Source organism: Streptomonospora wellingtoniae (assembly GCF_031845375.1).
GTDB classification, from domain to species: Bacteria; Actinomycetota; Actinomycetes; order Streptosporangiales; family Streptosporangiaceae; genus Streptomonospora; species Streptomonospora wellingtoniae.
Window position 1 is genome coordinate 31,003 of record NZ_JAVREK010000007.1, and the last position, 19,543, is coordinate 50,545.

The following is a 19,543-nucleotide window of genomic DNA, read 5'->3' on the forward strand; positions in this document are numbered from 1 at the left end:
GGAACCCCGGCCGCCACGGGCACCGAGCGCTCCCCCGCCCCTGGTCGCACCGCTTCGGCGTGCGCGGCGTCCACCGCCGGCCCGCTGCCGGGGGTACCGGGCTCGGCCCGACGGGGTTATGGTCGTCGGCAACATGCCGTGAGGCGCCCGTATGGGCGCGGCGGATATCCGCTGCCGGGGAGGGGGAACCCTAGATTGGCGCCATGACGACCCGCGAATCCCCCCGGGCGGCCCCGTCCGCGCCCCCCGCGGCGGCGGCCGGCCGGACCCCCGTCGAGCCGCTGCCCGCCGACTCCGCCGCGGCCGCCCGAGGTCCCGACCTGCGGGGCCGAACCGCCGTCGTCACCGGCGCGGCCGGCGGGATCGGCCGGGCGTGCGCCGAGCGGCTGAGCGCCTCCGGCGCCGCGGTGCTCCTGGTCGACCGCGACGCCGACGGGGTGCAGGCTCTGGAGGAGGCCGGTACCGGCACCGCCGCCCCCGTCGACCTGACCGATCTCGACGCTGCGGCCGAGGTCGCACGCGGCGCCGACATCCTGGTCAACAACGCCGGCGTGCAGACCGTCGCGCCGATCGAGGAGTTCCCGCCCGACCGCTTCGCGCTGATCCTGCGGCTCATGCTGGAGGCGCCCTTCCGCCTGGTGCAGGCGGCGCTGCCGCACATGTACGCCCAGGGCTGGGGGCGGATCGTGAACATCTCATCAGTGCACGGGCTGCGCGCCTCGCCCTACAAGTCCGCCTACGTCTCGGCCAAACACGGCCTGGAGGGCTTCTCCAAGGTCGCCGCGGTCGAGGGCGCCGCCCGCGGGGTCACCTCCAACTGCATCAACCCCGGCTACGTGCGTACCCCCTTGGTCGAGGCCCAGATCGCCGAGCAGGCGCGCGCACACGCGATCCCCGAGGACGAGGTGGTCGAGGCGGTGCTGCTGGCCCGCAGCCCGCTCAAGCGGCTGATCGAGCCCGCAGAGGTCGCGGCGATGGCCGCCTACCTGTGCGGCCCCGAGGCTTCCTACGTAAACGGGGCCTCCCTGGCGATGGACGGAGCATGGAGCGCGAGCTGAGCGAGCACACGGCACAGGATCAGGCCCCCACCCGGGCGCAGGCGGCGCAGGAGCAGGCCGCGGCGGATGCGGGCGGCAAAGGTGCTCAGGTGCAGTTCCTGCGCCTGCTGCTGCGGGACGCGCCCGCCGTCGAGTACGAGCGCCCGCTCGTGCGGGCGCGCGCGGCGGGCGGCGGCGCCGAGGAGCTGGCCGACCTGGAGGAGGCCAAGGTCCTGGCGCTTCGCGTGCGCACGGTGCTCTCCGACCGGCGGCGCCGGGAGTCCGAGCTGAGCGCCCTGTTCGAGACCGCCAACGACCTGGCGGGCATGCGCGACCTCGACCAGGTGCTGAGGGCCATCGTCGACCGCGCCCGCAACCTGCTGGGCACCGACACCGCCTACCTGACCCTGCGCGACACCGCAGTGGAGGACGGCGACACGGTCATGCGGGTGACCTCCGGATCGGTCTCGGCGCGGTTCCAGCAGCTGCGGCTGGGGCCGGGCGAGGGCCTGGGCGGGCTGGTCGCCGAGACGGCGCTGCCCTACGTCACCGCCAACTACTTCACCGACAGTCGGTTCGAGCACACCGACACCATCGACGCAGGCGTGCTGGACGAGGGCCTGGTGGCGATCCTGGGCGTGCCGCTCCAGCTCAACGGGCGCGTCATCGGCGTGCTCTTCGCCGCCAACCGGCGCGAGCGCCCCTTCTCGCATGCGGAGGTGGCGCTGCTGGGGTCGCTGGCCACCCACGCCTCGATCGCCATCGACAGCGCCAACCTGCTGGAGGGCACCCGCGCGGCGCTGGAGGAGCTGAACGAGGTCAACCACCGGCTGACCGACCACAGCCGGGCGGTCGAGCGCGCCGCCGACGCTCACGACCGCCTCACCGACCTGGTCCTGCGGGGCGGCGGTGTGGAGGAGGTCGAGGCCGCTGTCAGCGCCGTGCTGGGCGGAGCGGTAACCGTCTACGACGCCTCGCGGCACGCCGAGCGCCTGGCAGCACCCGAACTGGCCCAGGCTGCGGGCGCGTCGCGCTCCAGCGGGCGCGCGGTGCGCACCGGAATCGGGTGGGTGGCCGCCGCGGTGGCCGGCGGGGAACCGCTGGGCGCGGTGGTGCTGGAGGGTGTCGACCTCGACGCCGCCGACCAGCGCATCCTGGAGCGCGCGGCGATGGTGATCGCTCTGCTGCTGGTGATGCGCCGCTCGGCGAGCGAGGCGGAGAACCGCGTGCGCGGAGACCTGCTGGACGCCGTGCTGGACGCGCCCGAACGCGACCCCGACACACTGCGCCGCCGCGCCGAGCGGCTGGGGGCCGACTTGGACGCCGAGCACGTGGTCGTGGTGGCCGAGGCGCCCGGCGCCCATCCCGGCCGCCTGCGTTCGGCGGCGATGCACCTGGCCGAGACCTCCGGCGGCCTGGCGGGCGCCCGGTCGGGCACGACCGTGCTGGTGCTGCCCGGTCCGCGGCCGGCGGAAGTGGGCCGCAAGGCGGTCAGCGCGCTGACCGCCGCCGTCAACACCGCGGTCACCGCGGGCGCCTCCGGCCCGGCCTCGGGACTGGCGGACTACGCGGTCCGCTTCCTGGAGGCGCGCCGGTGCCTGCGGACCCTGGTGGCCTTGGGCCGCTCGGGGGAGGTCGCCGCCCCGGAGGACCTGGGGTTCCTCGGCGTGCTGCTGGGCGGCGACCGCGACGTGGCCGGGTTCGTCGACTCGGTCCTGGAGCCGCTGCTGGACTACGACCGCCGCCGCGAGACGTCGCTGGTGGAGACGCTGCGCGCCTACTTCGCGCACGGCGGCAGCATGTCGCGGGCCAAGGACGAGCTGCACGTGCACGTCAACACGGTCGCCCAGCGCCTGGAGCGCGTGGGCCGGCTCATCGGTCCCGACTGGCACGAGCCCGGCCGTGCCCTGGAGATCCAACTGGCGCTGCGGCTGCACGCGCTGCTGCAGGGCGGGGTGGCCGAGGCCGAGGAGGCCGAGCGCGGCGGGGCCTGACCGGCCCGCGTCCGCGCGTGCCCGCACCTGTGCCGCCCGCGGCGGGCTGCTGGGGCGGCAGCGCGCGCCTGCGCAAGGCCCGCCGCGCGCATCCGCGCCCCGGCCGGCTCCGGCGGAACCGCCCGCGCGTGGCCCGTCGCCCCCGGGCGTAGGCGCTCTGGTGCGCGGCGCGTAGCGCGATCCCCGCCGCTGGGGCGACGCGCGGCGGGGCCGGGCGGCACAGGCTTGGGACATGGCACAACCACTGACAGCGGCGGCCGGACTGGGCGATGCGACGGCCCTGTTCGCCGGACCCGCCGCGAGATTCCACGCCCACCCGCCGTTCCCCGTGATGGGAGTCGCAATGCTGCTCGTCCTGCTTCTGCTGGGCCTTGTCGCCTACCTGCTGATCTCGCGGGCGAAGGGCCGCCGGCCGCTGTGGGCCGCCGCGCCCGAGCCGCCCGAGTACGCCGCCCGCAGGGTGCTCGCCGAGCGCTTCGCCCGCGGCGACATCACCGTCGACGAGTTCCTGGAGCGGGCCAGCGTGCTGAACTGGACGCCCGGCTCCCGGGAGGGCGGCCGCAAGTGAGACTCCGCCCGGGCCTGCCCCGCAAGGCGGTGCTGAGCCTGCACGTGATCGCATCGATGGGCTGGCTCGGCGTGCACGCCGGCGTGCTGACGCTGGTGGCCGCCGGGACGGCCGCCGACGAGGCGGAGCGGGCCGGCGCGCTCTACGGATCCGCCGCCATGCTGGGCGGGCTGCTCGTCCCGGCACTGAGCCTGACCGCGCTGGCCACCGGGCTGACCAGCGCGCTGGGAACGCACTGGGGACTGTTCCGCCACTACTGGGTGGCCGCCAAGCTGGCGCTGACCGCGGTGCTGGTGGCCGGCAGCAACCTGCGGCTGATGCCCGCGACGGCCGACCTCGCCGAAGCGACGCGCGGAGGCACCGTGCCGCCCCCGTTCGCCGACCGCCTCAGCCTCGTCGTCGCGCTCTCGGTGGCCCTGTCGGTGCTGTTGGCCGCCAGCCTGCTGTCGACTGGCAAGCCCTTCGGCCGTATCCGGCCCCGCCGGCGCTCCCGCGAGGAGGGCGTATCCGGTCCGCCCAGCCGACCCGCGCGCGTCGCACAGCGCGCCGCCCGCTGAATCCGGGAGCCGCCCGGGCGGCGAAGCGACAGCCGTTCGGCACCGTGGCATCCTCGTCCGGGCAAGCCAGACGCGGGAGGATCATGGCCGGCATGTGGCACGGCGACCTGTACGCCGACTTCGACGGCCCGGACAAACCGGGAGGCGGCGCGGACGACATCGACGCGCTGGTCCGCGCCACGTCCCCGGCGGCCGGGGAGGACCGCGCCGGACCGGCGGGCGCCGCTCCGGCGCCCGCCCGGGGCGTCCCCTTCGACGTGGTCACCGGCGTGGTCGAGACGCCCGTGGGCTTCCTCTTCTGCGCGATGACCGAGGCCGGGCTCGCGGCGTGCTCGTTCGCCCCGGAGGAGACCGTGGTCGAGCGGCTCGAACGTGCGGTCTCGGCCAACATCGGCCCGCACGACGCCCACCTGGACCCGGTGCGCCGCCAGATCGGCGCCTACTTCGCGGGGCGGCTGAGCGCCTTCACCGTCCCGCTGGACCTGCGGTTGACCGGCGACTTCGGGCGCGTAGTGCTGCGGTCGCTACTGGACGTCCCCTACGGCTCCACCGTCACCCTGGGCGGTCTGGCCGCGCGGATGGGCCGGCCCAACGCGCGCCGCGCCGTCGCGAGCACGCTCGCCGAGAATCCGCTGTGCCTGTTCCTGCCCTGCCACCGCGTGGTCGGCGACGACCACCCCGGCGACCCGGGGCCGTACTCGGGCGGCACGGCGGCCAAGCGCGGGCTGCTCGCCCTGGAAGCCGAGCACGCCGGCGCGTGAGCGACGCGGCGCCGCGGTGCGGTCAGCGCGCGGCCCGGCGGCCGAAGCGGGCGACGAGCTCGCCGGTCAGGCCCCGCGACGCGGCCTCGACCATCCCCAGCACGTTGCTGAACCCGTCCTCTCCACCGTAGTAGGGATCGGGGACCTCGGGGTTGGCCGTGCCGCCGGTCTTGGGCGAGAAGCCCCGGAAGAGTCGCAGCCGGCCGTCCACCGGCGCGGAGTCGGGGGCCAGCTGCACCAGCTCGTCGAAGTTGTCGAGGTCCATCGCCAGGATGAGGTCGCGCGCGCCGAACCAGGCGGGGTCGAACCTGCGCGCCGTGTGGTCGGTGGAGTAGCCGTGTATGCGAAGCGCGGCGGCCGCCCTCGGGTCCATGCCCGCGCCGATGTGCCAGCTGCCGGTTCCAGAGCTGTCGACGGCCACCGCACGGCCGAGGCCGGCGCGCGCGAGGTCGGCCGCGAGGACCTTCTCGGCCATCGGGGACCGGCAGATGTTGCCCAGGCACACCAGCGCGATCCGGTAGGGCCCCGTCGGATCGAGGGGATCAGGCAGGCTCATGATCACCACGGTAGCCCAGGCTGCGCGCGTGTCCGGCGCCCGGCCGGACCCGGCATCGCCGGAATCAGCCCTTGGGCAGGCGGACCACGGTGACGAAGAAGTCGTCGATCTGGCGGACCACCTGTATGAACTGCTCGAAGTCGACCGGCTTGGCGACGTAGGCGCTGGCGTGCAGCCGGTAGCTGCGCAGTATGTCCTCCTCCGCCTCGGAGGTGGTCAGCACGACGATCGGGATGTGGGCGAGCCCCTCGTCCTTCTTGACCTCCTCCAGCACCTCCCGACCGTCCTTGCGGGGCAGGTTGAGGTCGAGCAGGATCAGGTGCGGCATGGGGGCGTCGGCGTGCTCGCCCTCGCGCCGGAGGAAGCGCAGGGCTTCGACCCCGTCGGAGACGACGTTCAGGTTGTTGCCCACCTTGTGCTCCGCGAAGGCCTCCTTGGTCATCAGGACGTCCCCGGGGTCGTCCTCGACCAGCAGCACCTCTATGGCTTGCACCAAGTTGTCCTCGCTCAATCTCATCCGACCTGTCCCGAATCGGACCCGGGTGCGCCGGGCGCGGTGTCGTCTCCTGCGGACCGGGGCGGCGGGCCGGCGGCGGCCGTCCCTCCTGGGGAGTCCTCCTCGGCGGAGGGGTCGGCCTCCTGCGCGCCCCGGTCGTCCCGCGCCCCGAGCGGGGCGCGGGCGTCGCCGCCTTCCGCGCCCTGCGCGGGCCCGGCCGCCTTCTCCGCCCCGGCACGCCGGGGCTGCGCGGCCGCCTCGTCCGCGGCGCCGTCGTCGACGGGCAGCGACCAGCAGATGCGGGTGCCCCGCGACCGCTCGCCGCCGCTGTCGCCGTCTCCGTCGCCGTCGCTGTCGCCGGTTGACGTGTTCAGCCACATCCGGCCGCCGTGGAAGTCCACGATCTTCTTGCACATCGACAAGCCGATCCCGGTGCCGCCGTACTTGTCGCGGGTGTGCAGCCGCTGGAAGATCACGAACACGCGCTCGGCGTACTGCGGCTCGATTCCGATGCCGTTGTCGGCGCAGCAGAACACCCACTCGTCGCCTTGGCGCTCGGCGCCGACGTGCACCCGCGGCGGGTCCTCGCCGCGGAACTTGACGGCGTTGCCGATCAGGTTGAAGAACACCTGGGTGAGCAGCGTGCGGTCGCCGCGGACGGTGGGCAGATCGTCGGAGGTGACCAGCGCCCCGACCTCCTCCAGCCTGGTCTCCAGGCTGCTGAGCGCTTCGGCGAGCGCCTCGTCGAGGTCGACCGGCTGGTCGTCCTTGGTGCGGCCCACGCGCGAGAACGCCAGCAGGTCGTTGATGAGCGTCTGCATCCGTTTCGCGCCCTCGACCGCATAGTCGATGTAGGCGTCGGCGCGCTCGTCCAGCCGGTTCTGGTAGCGGCGCTGGAGGAGCTGGCAGAAGCTGGCGACCTTGCGGAGCGGCTCCTGCAGGTCGTGTGAGGCGACGTAGGCGAACTGCTCCAGCTCCAGGTTGGAACGGCGCAGCTCGTCGGTCTGGCGCTCCAGCAGCTCCGACTGCTCCTGGAGGGTCCGGCGGGCGGTGCCGACCTCGTCCAGGTCGCGGACGATGCGTTCGCGCATGGCGTCGACGTCGCGGCCGACGCGCTCGATCTCGGGCGGGCCGTGCAGCTCGATGCGGTGGGCGTAGTAGCCCTCGGACACTTGTATGAGGTGGCGCCCGAGCTCGTCCAGCGGTCGCAGCACCCAGTTCTGCAGCATGACCCACAGGAAGCAGCACAGCACCACCACCACCGCGCCGACAAGCACAAGCAGGGCCATGACCTGCTGGGTGGCCAGGGTCAGCCCGTCGCGCGCCTGGCTCAGCTCGTCGTCGATGCGCTGCTCCGTGCGGGCGCCGGCGGCGCGCAGGTCGTCGAAGCGGTCGCGGCCCATCTGGTAGTCAGCCGAGGTGATCTCCTGGCCGCCGTGCACCTTCTCCAGGGTGGGCTCGGCGAAGTCGTCCTGCCAGGCCTCGCCGGCCTCGATCAAGCGGTGGATGTTGCCGTCGACCTGGCCGTTCTGCTGGGCCACGGCGCGCAGCTGCGGCAGGCTCTCGTCGAGGTCCTGCCTGCCCTGCTGGTACGGGGCGAGGAACTCGATGTCGTTGGTCAGCGCGTAACCGCGGATGCCGTTGTCCATGTTCAGGTAGGCCGACATCGTCTGGCGCACGGCGCTTTGCGCCGGCGTCAGCTCGTCGACCTGACGGTCCAGGGCGTCGCGGGCGTTGAACGCGGCGAGGGTGATCGTCGAAACCGACGCGACCAGCACCACCGCCACGGTGGCGAGCAGGACGGTCACGCGGCGGCGCAGGGGCCACCTTCTCAAAGCCGGTCCTCGTGCGTGATGAGCAGCATGGCGACGTCGTCCTGCAGCGGCCCGCCGTTGTAGCGCTCCGCCTCGTCGACCAGGTGCTCGGGCAGGTCGACGATGGAGGTGCCGCGCTCCAGCACGCCGCCGACCATGCGCCGCAGCCCGCCGACCTCCAGGCGACCGGGCGGCTTGCCGTCGTAGGCGTCGACAAGGCCGTCGGTGTAGAGCATCAGCGTGGCGCCGCGGGGCAGCCGGAAACCGTCGATCTCGGTCTCGCGCTCGGGGAAGACGCCCAGCGGCGGCCGGGGCGCGACGGCGACCTCCTCGACGGCGCCGCGGTGCAGCACCAGCGGCGGCGGGTGGCCGAAGAGCCGGATCCGGGCGTCCTCGCTCCCGGTGTCCAGGCTTGTCTGGCACAGAGTGGCGTACATCTCCTCCTGCGCCCGCTCGCTGACGAGGATCTCCTCCAGCGCGGGCAGCACGTCCTCCTCGGCGACCCCGCCCATGACCAGGGCGCGCCAGGCGATGCGCAGGCTCACGCCGAGCGCGGCCTCGTCGGGGCCGTGCCCGCTGACGTCGCCGACGATGACGTGGGTGGTCCCGTCCTTCTGCACGGCGTCGTAGAAGTCGCCGCCGACCAGGGCCCGCTTGCGGCCGGGCCGGTAGAAGGAGCGGTGGCTCAGCGGGGAGCTGTCCAGCAGCACTTGGGGCAGCAGGCCGCGCTCCAGGCGCATGTTCTCGCGGGCGTACAGCTCGGCTTCGCGCAGCTGGCGGGCGTTCTCGTCGGCGCGCTGGCGCTCGACGGAGTAGCGCAGGCTGCGCGCCAGCAGCGAGCCGTCGACCTGCCCCTTGACCAGGTAGTCCTGCGCGCCTGCGGCCACGGCCGCGATGCCTTCGTGCTCGTCGTTGAACCCGGTCAGGACGACGACGGCGGCCGCGGAGGCGGTGGTGAGGACTTCGCGCAGCAGGCTCATGCCGCGGGCGTCGGGCAGGTTGAGGTCGAGCAGCACGCAGCCGCGGAAGCCCGCGAAGTGCCGGCGCGCCTCGTCGAGCGTACTCACCCAGGTGATGCGGGTGTCGAGTGCGGAGTCGGCGAGGAGCTCCTCGACCAGGAACGCGTCTTGGGTGTCGTCCTCGACGAGCAGGACGTCGACCGCCTCAGCGGTCGCGTTGGACTGCCGCTCCATAACGGCCTCAGCCGCGCGGCCGGGATCGGCCGGCCACGGTTGCTCGGTATCGGTCATGGTCACGGGCTCGCGTCCGGGTTTGCTGGTATCCACACATCGCCTCTACGTCGACCGGTGCGCGGTGCGCGTCGTCAGCCGTTGCGGCAGTCAAACGATAATCGCCTGCACGTCTTGTCGCTAGCGGGATTGCACGGAGGGATTCAACGACGGCTGGGGACACCGCGCCTTCGGTGCGCTCGATCGCACCTGCGTGCACACCCAGGCTACCCGCCTTCCGCCAGCTCGCTTTCTCGACACGGTGTCATCTCACTCTTGAAGACGTCCCCCGCGTGCTGACATCATGTCAGTATCCTGATTGGGATAAAAGCCAACAAAGGAGGGCATGTGCCCACTGCGGAAGGCCGCCGCCCCACCGAGGACCCCGACTTCCGCGCCCGCACCGCCGCCCCCGAGAACACGCGAGCGCCGTTCTCCGAGCTACTCAAGCGGGCTACCCGTTCGGCGCACGAAGACGCCGAGCAGCACGGCTTCACCCGCGCCCTGTTGGCCGGCCGCCTGCCCCGCGAGGGGTACGCGGCGATGATCGCGCAGCACTACTTCGCCTACCTCGCACTGGAGCGGGTCGGGCGCTCACTGGCCGGCGACCCCGTCGCCGGCGCGGTCGTCGACCCCGGACTGTTCCGCGTGCCCGCGCTGGAGCGCGACCTGGGCGCCGTATACGGAGGGAACTGGCGCGAGCGCATCGCCCCCACGGCGGCCACCCGCGCCTACACCGCGCGCATCGAGCAGACGAGCGACGACCCCGCCGGGTACGTGGCCCACCACTACACCCGCTACCTCGGCGACCTCTCCGGCGGGCAGTTCATCCGCAAGGCCGCAGCCGGCGCCTACGGCCTCGACGAGCAGGGCGGCACCTCCTTCTACGACTTCTCCGCACTGGGCAGCCTGCCGCGGTTCAAGGCCGGGTACCGGGCGCGGCTGGACGCGCTGCAGCTGAACGGGGCCGAGCGCGACCACGTCGTGCGCGAGACACGACTGGCCTACCGGCTCAACGTCGCGGTACTGGCCGATCTCGGCCACACCTTCGCCGCCGAGACGGCGGCCTGAACCCGGGCGCCGCCACCGCGACGCATACCGGGCGCCGCCGCCGCGTGACACCATGGGCCCATGCCCAAGATCTCGGCGCCCACCATCGCAGCGCACCGCGCGCAGACCCGCGAGCGCATCCTGGAGGCGGTCGCCGCCCTCACGCGCGTGCAGGGCATCGACGAGATCTCCATGACCGACGTGGCGGCCGAGGCGGGCATCACGCGCACGGCGCTGTACAACTACTTCCCCGACAAGCCGTCGCTGCTGCTGGCCTTCACCGAGCAGGCCACCACCGGCTTCGTCGACCGCTACCACCGCGAGCTGCCCTCGGGCGCCGGCGCCGCCGAGCGGCTGGAGACCTTCGTGCGGTTCCAGGTCGAGGCGCTGGCCGAGCACCCCCACCCCGCGGCGGCCGAGCTCGGCGCCAGCCTGGGCCCCGACGCCTACCAGGCCCTCGCCGAGCACGTCGCGCCGATGCAGCGGCTGCTCACCGGAATCCTGCGCGAGGGCGTCGACAGCGGCGAGTTCGCGGCGGCGCCGGTGGAACCGGTGGCCCGCCTGGTGCTGGCGATGCTCGGCGCACAGCGGGCGCCCCTGCAGCACGGGGAGACCACGCCCGGTGACGCCGGGCGCCTGGTGGCCGCGTTCACGCTGCGCGCGCTCGGCGCCCGCGCCGCCGACACCGGCGGTCACACCGCGTCACCATCGCTCACCTGAGGTCATACCGGCGCGACCGGAACGGGCAGCGGCTGCTCCCCGACTGCGCACGTGCGCCGGAGCCGGGGCAGAATCGGGCACCGCCCAGCCCAGCCCCACGCTCCGGAGGAGCCCCCGGTGTCCCTGCTCCTGATCCTGGCCGGCGCCTTCCTGGTCGCCGTCGCGATGTTCAACCGCATCCCCCGGTTCCGGGCACGCGCCATCCCCCAGTTGGTACGGGCGCGACTGACCGAAGCGGGTCGGGCGACGCTCACCGCGGTGGGCGGCAGCGCGCTGATCGTCGCCTTCTTCCTGGCGCTGTCGGGAAAGTGACCGCGGCGCCGGCTCAGCCCAGCACCGTGCGCAGCCGGCGCGCCGCCAGCCGGGCTGCGCTGGTGGCGGCAAGGGCCGTGGCCACCGCGGCCGAGGCCGCCGCGGCCTCCAGCGCCGCGCTGCGGCACTCGGCGTCGCGCTGAGCGGCCGCGCGCTGCTCAGGGCCGAAGCGGCCCCCGCAGTCGTGCGGGTCCAGCTCCAGCCGGCGCCAGCGGCTCGGCCACGCGGCCGGCGGGCGCTCGGGGTGGCCGCGCAGGGCGACCGCAGACGGCGTTGCCGCGTACGAGGTCCGCGGCTTGAGGGGAGCGGAATCCGGTTCCCCCGAATCCAGTTCGATCGGGGCGGGTCCGGTGTAGCGCAGCGTGCCGGGGGCGTTGGCCAGCAATTCGGCCAGCAGTTGGGCGCAGGCGCGGGCGTCGCCCAGCGCGGTGTGCTGCCCGGTGGGCCAGTGCCCGCTGAGGGTGTGGCAGGCACGCGGCAGCGAGTAGCGGGGCAGGTCGAGCTGGGAACGCAGCGACAGCAGCGTGCACAGGCCCGGCAGGCCGCCCGGCAGGCCGGCGGGAAGCAGCTCCGAGGCGAGGAAGCGGCCCTCGAAGTCGAGCTTGTGCCCCACCAGCACCGCGCCGGAGAACAGTCCGCGCAGCACGTCCACCAGCTCGGCGGCCTTGGGCGCGCCGATGACGTCGCTGGCGCCGATGCCGTGGAACTCCTGCCCGGTGACGGGGGCGCCGGGGTCGACCAGCGTGGTGAACTCCCGCAGCAGGGTGCCGTCGCCGCGCACGCGCACCACCGCGATCTCGCAGATGCGGGCACCCTCGCCGGGGTAAAGCCCGGTGGTCTCGACGTCGACGACCGCGTACTCCAGATCGCGCGCGCCGCGGGCGGCGCCGCGGCGGCGGGTCAGGGCACCCGTCCGGACCATCCGCCCGGCGTCGGGTTCGGCGTCCAGCACGTCGTCCACACCCCGTCCGATCCTCATCGCGGCACCTCCCGCGGCCAGACACTACGACACGCGAGGGAAGACCGGCGCCCCGAACGGCGTTGAACCAGCGGCCCGGACCCGCCACCCCCTGGCTCCGGCCGCGACGTATGAGCGCCCCCGACCGAGGAGTCTCCCCATGCAGCAGAGCCCGCAGCCGCAGTACGTCCCGCTGGTTGAGGTGGTCCGATCGGGATTCGCCGAGGGGGTGCACTTCGGCACGGCGGTGGGGCTCACCGCCCGGGGTGAGATCGGCTACGTCCGCGGCGGGGCCGAGGCCCCGATGCTCCCGCGCTCGTCCGCCAAGCCCTTCCAGGCCGCGGCAGCGCTGCGCGCCGGCGCGAACCTGGGGCCGGCGCAGACCGCGATCGCCGCGGGCAGCCACAGCGGGGAGCCGCGCCACGTCGAGACGGTGACGGGGATGCTGGCGGACGCCGGCCTGGACGCCGGCGCCCTGCGCTGCCCGGCCGACTGGCCGCTGGACCGCGGCGAGCGCGACCGGCTCCTCAAGGAGGGCGGTGCGCCCTCCTCGCTGCTGATGAACTGCTCGGGCAAGCACGCGGCCATGCTCGCCGCCTGCGTCGCGCGCGGGTGGAGCACCGAGGACTACCTCGAACCCGGCCACCCGGTGCAGGAGGCGGTGCGCCGGGAGGTCGAGGAGATGTGCGGCGAGCCGGTCGCCCGCACCACCGTCGACGGGTGCGGTGCGCCGCAGCTGGCGGTGTCGCTGCTGGGCCTGGCGCGCGGCCTGCGGGCGATGACCCTGGCACCAGCGGGCTCGCACGAGGCGGCGGTGCTGGATGCCATGCGGAACCGTCCCGAGTACGTGGCCGGCGAAGGGCGCACCGACACCCTGCTGATGCGCGGCCTCCCGGGCGCGGTGGCCAAGATGGGGGCCGAGGGCGTGCTCGTCGTGGCCGCGCCCGGCGGCGAGGTGGCCGCGGTGAAGCTGAGCGACGGCGACCCGCTGTTCCGGGCGCGCACCCTGGCGGCGCTGGTGGCTCTCGCGGCGCTCGGCGCCGACGTCTCGCCCGTTCGCGACCTGGCCGCAGCGGAGGTCCGCGGCGGCGGCAGGCGGGTGGGCCGCTTGCGCCCCGTCGCGGACGAGGCGCTCGCCTGACCCGTGCGCACCGGCGGCCGCCGCGGGGCCGGGCGGAGCCGGGCCGGCTCCGCGGAACCGGGCCGCCCCCTGTGAACGCCGCGGCGGAATCGGAAGGCGCTGGGCTATGTTTCCTCAAGACGGGGGCGTGCGGCGGCGCCCGAAGCGGCGGCCCACCGGTTCGCCGGTTCCGCACGAGCGACCACGACCGACGGAGGGCGGCACATGGGCGACATCCGCAGCGTCGCGATCGCCGGCGCGGGCATGGCCGGCTTGCACGCGGCCGAGTCCCTGCGCGAGGCCGGTTTCGAGGGCCGGATCACGATGATCGGCCAAGAGCCGCACCGCCCCTACTCGCGCCCGCCCCTGTCCAAGGAGTTCCTCACCGGCAAGGGCGCCGGCGCCGGGATCGACCTGCGCGAGGACTCCGCGTTCGACGGCCTGGGACTCGACCTGCGCCTGGGCCGGTCCGCGCAGCGGCTGCGCCCGCGCGAACGCACCGTCGAGCTCGACGACGGCTCGCAGGTGACCGCCGACGGCCTGGTGGTCGCCACGGGCTCCCGCGCCCGCCGCCCCCGCACCGCGCTGGAGGGAGTGCACGTGCTGCGCACCGTCGAGGACGCCGAGGCCGTACGCGACTCCTTCAAGGCCGCCGAGCGCGTCGTCGTCGTCGGCGCCGGGTTCGTCGGGGCGGAGGTCGCCTCCAGCGCCCGCGCGGCCGGGCTGGAGGTCGTGCTGCTGGAGGCGGCGCCCACCCCGCTCACCCGCGTCGTCGACCCGCGGATCGGCGGCGTCTTCGCCGAGCTGCACCGCGACCACGGCGTCGACCTCCGGCTGGGCGTGGGCGTGACCGGGTACGAGGGGCGCGGGCGCGTCGAGCGGGTGCGCCTCAGCGACGGCAGCGCGGTCGAGGCCTCGCTGGTCGTGGCGGGCCTGGGCGCGCTGCCCAACACCGGCTGGCTGGAGGGCTCGGGTGTCGGACTGGCCGAGGGCACGGGCGGCGTGCTCTGCGACGAGTACTGCCGGACCGCCCTGCCGGGGGTTTACGCGGCGGGCGACATCGCCGCCTGGCCGCATCCGCGCTACGGCGGCCTGATGCGCCTGGAGCACTGGACCAACGCGGGCGAGCAGGCGGCCGCGGCCGTGCGCAATCTGCTGGCGGGAGGCGGCACCCCCTACACGCCGGTCCCCTACTTCTGGTCCGACCAGTACGGGATGAAGATCCAGCTGCTGGGGCAGGCCGCCCCCGCCGACACCGCCGAGATCGTGTACGGCTCGGCCGAGGACCGCAAGTTCGTCGCCCTCCTCGGCCGAGCCGGCATGCTCGTGGGCATCCTGGGCCTGCGCTCCACACCGAAGGTGATGCGGCTGCGCCGGCTCCTTGCCGAGCCCACCACCTGGGAGGATGCGCTGGCCGAGGTCAGCCCTCGATCGTGATGGCCTGCTTGGGGCACATGCGGGCGGCCTCCTCGACCTCGGCCCGCAGCTCCTCCGGGGGCTCCTCCTGCAGCACGTAGAGGAAGTCGTCCTCGCGCACCTCGAAGACCTCCGGCACCACACCCATGCACACCGCGTTGCTCTCGCACAGGTCGAAGTCGACGTTGACCCGCATGTTCTCCTCGCTCTGCACCGTCGGACCGCTGCTTGCAGTCCGAGCCTAGCCCGCGCCGGGCCGCCGAGGACCCGCCGCACGCGAGGCGCCACGGCGGGCGGAGAGACCGCTCAGGTATCGGCGAAGTCGTCGGTGGCCTCGATGAGGCGGTGCAGGATGCCGGGCTCGCTGAAGGCGTGGCCGGCGTCGTCGACCAGGTGGAACTGCGCCTCGGGCCAGGCACGGTGCAGGTCGTGGGCCGTCTTGACCGGGGTGCACACGTCGTAGCGGCCCTGAACGATCACACCGGGGATGCCGCTCAGCCGGTCGGCGTTGTCGATCAGCTGCCCAGGGGTGAAGAAGCCGCCGTGGGCGAAGTAGTGGTTCTCGATGCGGGCGAAGGCCAGCGCGTACTCGGCTTCGGCGTGCTTGGCGCGCACCCGCTCATCGGGCAGCAGGGTGATGGTCGAGCCCTCCCACGTGCTCCAGGCGCGGGCGGCGGCCAGGCGCACATCGGGCTCGGGCGAGGAGAGCCGGTGCGCGTAGGCCCCGATGAGGTCGTCGCGCTCCTCCTCGGGGATGGGCGCGAGGTAGTGCTCCCACAGGTCGGGGAAGAGGTAGCTGGCGCCGTTCTGGTAGAACCAGCGCAACTCCTCGTTGCGCAGGGTGAAGATGCCCCGCAGGACCAGTTCGCTCACCCGCCGGGGATGCTCTTCGGCGTAGGCCAGCGCGAGCGCGCTGCCCCACGAACCGCCGAACACCTGCCAGCGGTCCACGCCCATCATCGTGCGCAGGCGCTCCAGGTCCTCAACCAGCGCCCAGGTGGTGTTGGTCTTGAGGTCCACGTCGATGCCGCTGGCGTGCGGGGTGCTGCGGCCGCAGTTGCGCTGGTCGAAGAGGAGCACGCGGTAGCGCTCGGGGTCGAACAGGCGGCGGTGGTCGGGTGAGCAGCCCGCCCCCGGTCCCCCGTGCAGGAACACCGCAGGTTTGCCCGCCGGATTCCCGCACAGCTCCCAGTAGATCCGGTGTCCATCGCCCACGTCGAGCATGCCGGAGTCGTAGGGTTCGATGGACGGGTACAGCGTGCGCATGGGTTTGGCGTCCTTCGTCGCAGATGTGGCCGCGGCCAATCCTAGAACCGGGACGACCGGGCGCGGTGCCGCGAGTCCGCCGCGGGACCGCGGTGGCGAGCGCTCGGGCGCGGTGCCGGAATGGCGGCCACGCCGGGGCTTTCGCACGCCGAAACGGGTCCGCGCGCCACGATCGTTCCAGCGCACGGCGTCGTCTCCGCAGTCCGCCCCGCGGCGGCGCTTCCCGCTCGGCCGGGAGCGTCGCGGCCGCCGGGCGTCCCCGCGGCGGACACCCGTTCCAGAGTGTGACCAGGGTCACACGAAACAGCGTGAACCTGCGCAGGCACCGGCTTCCGGGCGTTCGCACCGAGGAGCCCCGCGCCCGGCGGCCCTCAGGGGACGCGCCCGGGTCCGCGGGGCGGCACCGCAGGACACTCCGGCGCCCTGCCCGCCGCCCGCCCGCGTTAGTGTTCGGAGTGGGTCCGCAGGGGAGACGGAAGTAGGGACGAAGACGGCATGCCCAACACCAATGACACACGCGTCGCCAGCTACCAGCCGCTGATCGCGCCCAAGGACCTCCTCGCCGAGCTCCCGATGGGGCCGGAGCGCGCCGCACTGGTCGAGGACGCACGCGGCGAGGTCAAGCGCGTGCTCGACGGCGCCGACGACCGCCTGCTCGTCATCGTGGGCCCCTGCTCCGTGCACGACCCCGAGGCCGCGTTGGACTACGCCGAACGGCTCAAGGCGCTGACACCCTCCCTGAGCGAGGACCTCTGCCTGGTCATGCGCGTCTACTTCGAGAAACCGCGCACCACGCTGGGCTGGAAGGGCCTGATCAACGACCCCGGACTGGACGAGAGCTACGACGTGCACCGGGGGCTGCGCACCGCGCGCAAACTGCTGTTGGACATCGGGTCGATCGGCGTGCCGGCCGGCACCGAGTTCCTCGACCCCATCACCCCGCAGTACATCGCCGACGCGGTCACCTGGGGCGCGATCGGCGCCCGGACCACAGAGAGCCAGGTCCACCGCCAGCTCGGCAGCGGCCTGAGCATGCCGGTGGGCTTCAAGAACGGCACCGACGGCGACGTGCAGGTGGCGGTGGACGCCTGCGGGGCCTCCGCGGCCTCGCACACCTTCTTCGGCATCGACCCCTCGGGCGCGGGTTCGGTCGTGGTCACCGCGGGCAACCCCGACTGCCACGTCATCCTGCGCGGCGGGCGCAGCGGCCCCAACCACGACGCGGCCAGCGTCGCTCCCGCCCTGGAGGTCGTCGAGCGCTCCGGGCTGCCGCGGCGGCTGATGATCGACGCCAGCCACGCCAACAGCGGCAAGGACCACACCCGCCAGCCCGGGGTGGCCGACGCCATCGCGGCGCAGGTCGCCGACGGCCAGCGCGGCATCATCGGCGTGATGCTGGAGAGCTTCATCGAGGAGGGCGCCCAGAAGCTGGGCGACCCCGCGGAGCTCTCCTACGGGCGCTCCATCACCGACACGTGCATGAGCTGGTCGACCACCGAAGACGTGCTGGTCCGGCTTGCCGAGGCGGTGCGCAAGCGCCGCTCGGTCTAGCCCCGGGTCGCGCGCCTCCCGCGCACCGGGCCGCGGCCCCCGCGAACGCGGAGCGCCGGCCGGGCCCCGCCCGCGCGGGTCCGGCGCTCGGGCTCCGCCCGCGCTCCCGCCTCCCTGGCGGTCGGCGTCTCCGCTGGCAGGTGCGGTGAAGTGGGCGTTTCGTGTCCCCGTGGCTGTTCGCGCGAAAGCCGCGCTGCTAGCCTGGAACCGGTCGTTGAATCCGTACGGGAGAGAGTCCGTGCAGCCGGCACGGGCCGCCGAAGGAGCAATTCCTCCCCAGAGAACCTCTCAGGCGCGCCGGACCGTACGGTCGAGACCACTCTGGAAAGCAGGGGCTCACAGCCCCTCGCCGAAGGTGCAAGCCGCGTCCGCGCGGCGAAGCTCTCAGGCATCATGACAGAGGGGGAGGATGGCAACGCCTGTGACGAAACGACGTCCATCCTCTCGGGAGTGCGAATGACTGCGCCGGACCAGGGATCGGCACTGCGGACAACGCCGCTGCACGCCGTCCACGAGCAGGCCGGGGCCGCCCTGGTCGACTTCGCGGGCTGGGAGATGCCGCTGCGCTACAGCGGCGAGCGCGCCGAGCACACGGCCGTGCGCGAGACCGCGGGCCTCTTCGACCTCTCCCACATGGGCGAGATCCACATCACCGGCCCCCAGGCCGCCGACATGCTGGACTACGCCCTCGTGGGCCACCTGTCCAAGGTCACGCCGGGCCGCGCCCGCTACACGATGATCACCGCGGCCGACGGCGGCGTCCTCGACGACCTCATCGTGTACCGGCTCGCCGACGACGAGTACCTGGTGGTGGCCAACGCGGCCAACGCCGAGACGGTGCTCGCCGCCCTCAGCGAGCGCGCCGCGGGCTTCGAGGCCCTCGTCGAGGACCGCTCCCCCGACTACGCCCTGATCGCCGTGCAGGGCCCGGCCGCCGCCGACATCCTGGCGCCGCTCACCGACGCCGACCTGAGCACCATCAAGTACTTCGCGGGATACTCCCACCAGGTCGCCGGACACCCGGCCCTGCTGGCCCGCACCGGCTACACCGGCGAGGACGGCTTCGAAATCTTCCTCACCCCCGGCGACGGCGCACCCGCCGTATGGGACGCCCTGCTGAGGGCCGGCGAGCCGCACGGCCTGCTCCCGGCCGGACTCTCCGCCCGGGACACGCTGCGCCTCGAAGCCGGCATGCCCCTTTACGGCAATGAACTGGACGCCCGGACCACCCCCTTCGAGGCCAACCTCGGCCGGGTCGTCAAACTGGACAAACCGGGCGATTTCGTGGGCCGCGACGCGCTGCAGAGCGTCGCCGACTCCGGCCCGCGCCGCCGCCTGGTCGGCCTGGTGGCCCGCGGCCGCCGTCCGCTGCGCAAGGACAACACGGTCCTGCTGGACGGCGAGCCGGTGGGAGTGGTCACCAGCGGGGCGCCCTCGCCCACGCTGGGCAAGCCCGTCGCCATGGCCTACATCGACAGCGCGGCCGACCCGTCCTCCGGAGAGGCCGCCGTGGACGTGCGCGGCCGCGCCGAGGCCGTCGACGTCGTCGACCTGCCGCTCTACCGCCGGGGGCGCTGACCTCTCCGGCGGCCGAAACCGCGCACGCTGCGTGCGCCGCCGCAGGCCGAAGCGGCAGAATTCGACCGGGTGGAACCGCCGGCGGTCCACGCCGAACCGGTCGGGCGGCCGTACGTGAAGGCGCCGCGCCCTACCCGGCCCAGACACCGGACAACGACGACCTCCTGGAGAGTTGAATTGAGCGTTCCCGCGGAGCTGAACTACACGAGCGACCACGAGTGGGTGGCGGTCAGCGACGGTGTCGCAACGGTCGGCATCACCGCATTCGCCGCCGAAGCGCTCGGCGACATCGTCTACGTCGAACCGCCGGAGACGGGCACCACCGTCGCCGCCGGTGAGACCTGCGGGGAGGTGGAGTCCACCAAGTCCGTCAGCGACCTGTACGCGCCGGTCAACGGCGAGGTCGTCGACGTGAACCAGGCTGCCGTGGACAACCCCGAGGTCATCGGAACCGATCCCTACGGCCAGGGGTGGCTCTTCAAGGTGGAGGTCACCGAGGAACCGTCCGAGCTGCTCTCTCCGGAGCAGTACACGCAGTTGACCGAAGGCGAAGGTTAATC

At 73.7% G+C, this 19,543-nt stretch carries 20 protein-coding genes and 1 riboswitch; of the genes, 13 read left to right on the forward strand and 7 right to left on the reverse strand.

The genetic code is table 11. The annotated features are described in order from the left end of the window. The first annotated feature begins 203 nt into the window (after positions 1-203). The 5 genes from RM446_RS08800 (at position 204) to RM446_RS08820 (ending at position 4,917) form a co-directional block, all read left to right on the forward strand. Complete coding sequence (locus RM446_RS08800) at positions 204-1,058, forward strand: 3-hydroxybutyrate dehydrogenase (RefSeq protein WP_311544695.1); 855 nt, start codon at positions 204-206, stop codon at positions 1,056-1,058. After that, complete coding sequence (locus RM446_RS08805; protein ID WP_311544696.1) at positions 1,043-3,031, forward strand: helix-turn-helix domain-containing protein; 1,989 nt, start codon at positions 1,043-1,045, stop codon at positions 3,029-3,031. Before RM446_RS08800 ends, RM446_RS08805 begins: the two co-directional genes overlap by 16 nt. A gap of 232 nt (positions 3,032-3,263) precedes the next feature. Beyond that, positions 3,264-3,599 (forward strand): SHOCT domain-containing protein, encoded by a 336-nt coding sequence (locus RM446_RS08810; protein ID WP_311544697.1) that lies wholly within the window; start codon positions 3,264-3,266, stop codon positions 3,597-3,599. Continuing rightward, complete coding sequence (locus RM446_RS08815; RefSeq protein WP_311544698.1) at positions 3,596-4,156, forward strand: hypothetical protein; 561 nt, start codon at positions 3,596-3,598, stop codon at positions 4,154-4,156. The genes RM446_RS08810 and RM446_RS08815 overlap by 4 nt, the downstream gene beginning before the upstream one ends. Before the next feature lie 83 nt (positions 4,157-4,239). Continuing rightward, entirely contained in the window at positions 4,240-4,917 is a 678-nt protein-coding gene (locus RM446_RS08820) for a methylated-DNA--[protein]-cysteine S-methyltransferase (protein ID WP_311544699.1), read from the forward strand. Between the two features lie 22 nt (positions 4,918-4,939). On the opposite strand, the gene RM446_RS08825 is transcribed toward RM446_RS08820, so the two are convergent. The 4 genes from RM446_RS08825 to RM446_RS08840 all read right to left on the reverse strand — a co-directional run bounded on the left by RM446_RS08825 (position 4,940) and on the right by RM446_RS08840 (position 9,039). After that, positions 4,940-5,473 (reverse strand): low molecular weight protein-tyrosine-phosphatase, encoded by a 534-nt coding sequence (locus tag RM446_RS08825; RefSeq protein ID WP_311544700.1) that lies wholly within the window; start codon positions 5,471-5,473, stop codon positions 4,940-4,942. Between the two features lie 64 nt (positions 5,474-5,537). Further along, complete coding sequence (locus RM446_RS08830; RefSeq protein WP_311544701.1) at positions 5,538-5,990, reverse strand: response regulator; 453 nt, start codon at positions 5,988-5,990, stop codon at positions 5,538-5,540. After that, positions 5,987-7,804 carry a sensor histidine kinase gene (locus RM446_RS08835; protein ID WP_311544702.1) on the reverse strand — a complete coding sequence of 606 codons (1,818 nt, stop codon included), beginning with the start codon at positions 7,802-7,804 and terminating at the stop codon, positions 5,987-5,989. The genes RM446_RS08830 and RM446_RS08835 overlap by 4 nt, the downstream gene beginning before the upstream one ends. After that, entirely contained in the window at positions 7,801-9,039 is a 1,239-nt protein-coding gene (locus tag RM446_RS08840; RefSeq protein WP_398694813.1) for a PP2C family protein-serine/threonine phosphatase, read from the reverse strand. The genes RM446_RS08835 and RM446_RS08840 overlap by 4 nt, the downstream gene beginning before the upstream one ends. 321 nt (positions 9,040-9,360) lie before the next feature. On the opposite strand from RM446_RS08840, the gene RM446_RS08845 reads away from it, so the two are divergent. The 3 genes from RM446_RS08845 (at position 9,361) to RM446_RS08855 (ending at position 11,094) form a co-directional block, all read left to right on the forward strand. Next, positions 9,361-10,083, forward strand: a complete 723-nt coding sequence (locus RM446_RS08845; RefSeq protein ID WP_311544703.1) for a biliverdin-producing heme oxygenase — start codon at positions 9,361-9,363, stop codon at positions 10,081-10,083. A 60-nt stretch (positions 10,084-10,143) separates the two neighbouring features. Next, positions 10,144-10,782, forward strand: coding sequence for a TetR/AcrR family transcriptional regulator (locus RM446_RS08850; RefSeq protein WP_311544704.1), 639 nt, complete (start codon positions 10,144-10,146; stop codon positions 10,780-10,782). Between the two features lie 117 nt (positions 10,783-10,899). Then, positions 10,900-11,094: a hypothetical protein gene (locus RM446_RS08855; RefSeq protein WP_311544705.1), complete on the forward strand. Its 195-nt coding sequence runs from the start codon at positions 10,900-10,902 to the stop codon at positions 11,092-11,094. Positions 11,095-11,107: 13 nt separating this feature from the next. Here RM446_RS08855 and RM446_RS08860 read toward each other — a convergent pair whose 3' ends face one another. Further along, a complete protein-coding gene (locus RM446_RS08860) occupies positions 11,108-12,073 on the reverse strand; it encodes a 3'-5' exonuclease (RefSeq protein ID WP_398694765.1) in 966 nt (321 codons plus the stop codon). 139 nt (positions 12,074-12,212) lie between these two features. Between RM446_RS08860 and RM446_RS08865 the strand changes: the two genes are divergently transcribed. Continuing rightward, the gene (locus RM446_RS08865; RefSeq protein ID WP_311544706.1) at positions 12,213-13,193 is read left to right on the forward strand and encodes an asparaginase; all 981 of its coding nucleotides are present in this window, start codon (positions 12,213-12,215) and stop codon (positions 13,191-13,193) included. A gap of 204 nt (positions 13,194-13,397) precedes the next feature. Continuing rightward, positions 13,398-14,609, forward strand: coding sequence for an NAD(P)/FAD-dependent oxidoreductase (locus tag RM446_RS08870; RefSeq protein ID WP_311544707.1), 1,212 nt, complete (start codon positions 13,398-13,400; stop codon positions 14,607-14,609). Here RM446_RS08870 and RM446_RS08875 read toward each other — a convergent pair. Together RM446_RS08875 and pip are read right to left on the reverse strand one after the other, a co-directional pair. Further along, a complete protein-coding gene (locus tag RM446_RS08875; protein WP_311544829.1) occupies positions 14,593-14,784 on the reverse strand; it encodes a ferredoxin in 192 nt (63 codons plus the stop codon). The genes RM446_RS08870 and RM446_RS08875 overlap by 17 nt on opposite strands. Positions 14,785-14,894: 110 nt before the next feature. Beyond that, a complete protein-coding gene (pip, locus tag RM446_RS08880; RefSeq protein WP_311544708.1) occupies positions 14,895-15,854 on the reverse strand; it encodes a prolyl aminopeptidase in 960 nt (319 codons plus the stop codon). 495 nt (positions 15,855-16,349) lie between these two features. Here pip and RM446_RS08885 point away from each other — a divergent pair, with 495 nt between their 5' ends. From RM446_RS08885 to gcvH, 3 genes are all read left to right on the forward strand, one after another. Continuing rightward, positions 16,350-17,405, forward strand: a complete 1,056-nt coding sequence (locus RM446_RS08885) for a 3-deoxy-7-phosphoheptulonate synthase (protein WP_311544709.1) — start codon at positions 16,350-16,352, stop codon at positions 17,403-17,405. Positions 17,406-17,716: 311 nt separating this feature from the next. Continuing rightward, a riboswitch (glycine riboswitch) is annotated at positions 17,717-17,815 on the forward strand. Between the two features lie 46 nt (positions 17,816-17,861). Continuing rightward, on the forward strand, positions 17,862-18,983 hold the full coding sequence (gene gcvT / locus RM446_RS08890) for a glycine cleavage system aminomethyltransferase GcvT (RefSeq protein WP_311544710.1): 1,122 nt from the start codon (positions 17,862-17,864) through the stop codon (positions 18,981-18,983). A gap of 177 nt (positions 18,984-19,160) precedes the next feature. After that, positions 19,161-19,541 (forward strand): glycine cleavage system protein GcvH, encoded by a 381-nt coding sequence (gene gcvH, locus RM446_RS08895; protein ID WP_311544711.1) that lies wholly within the window; start codon positions 19,161-19,163, stop codon positions 19,539-19,541. The last annotated feature ends 2 nt before the right edge of the window (positions 19,542-19,543 follow it).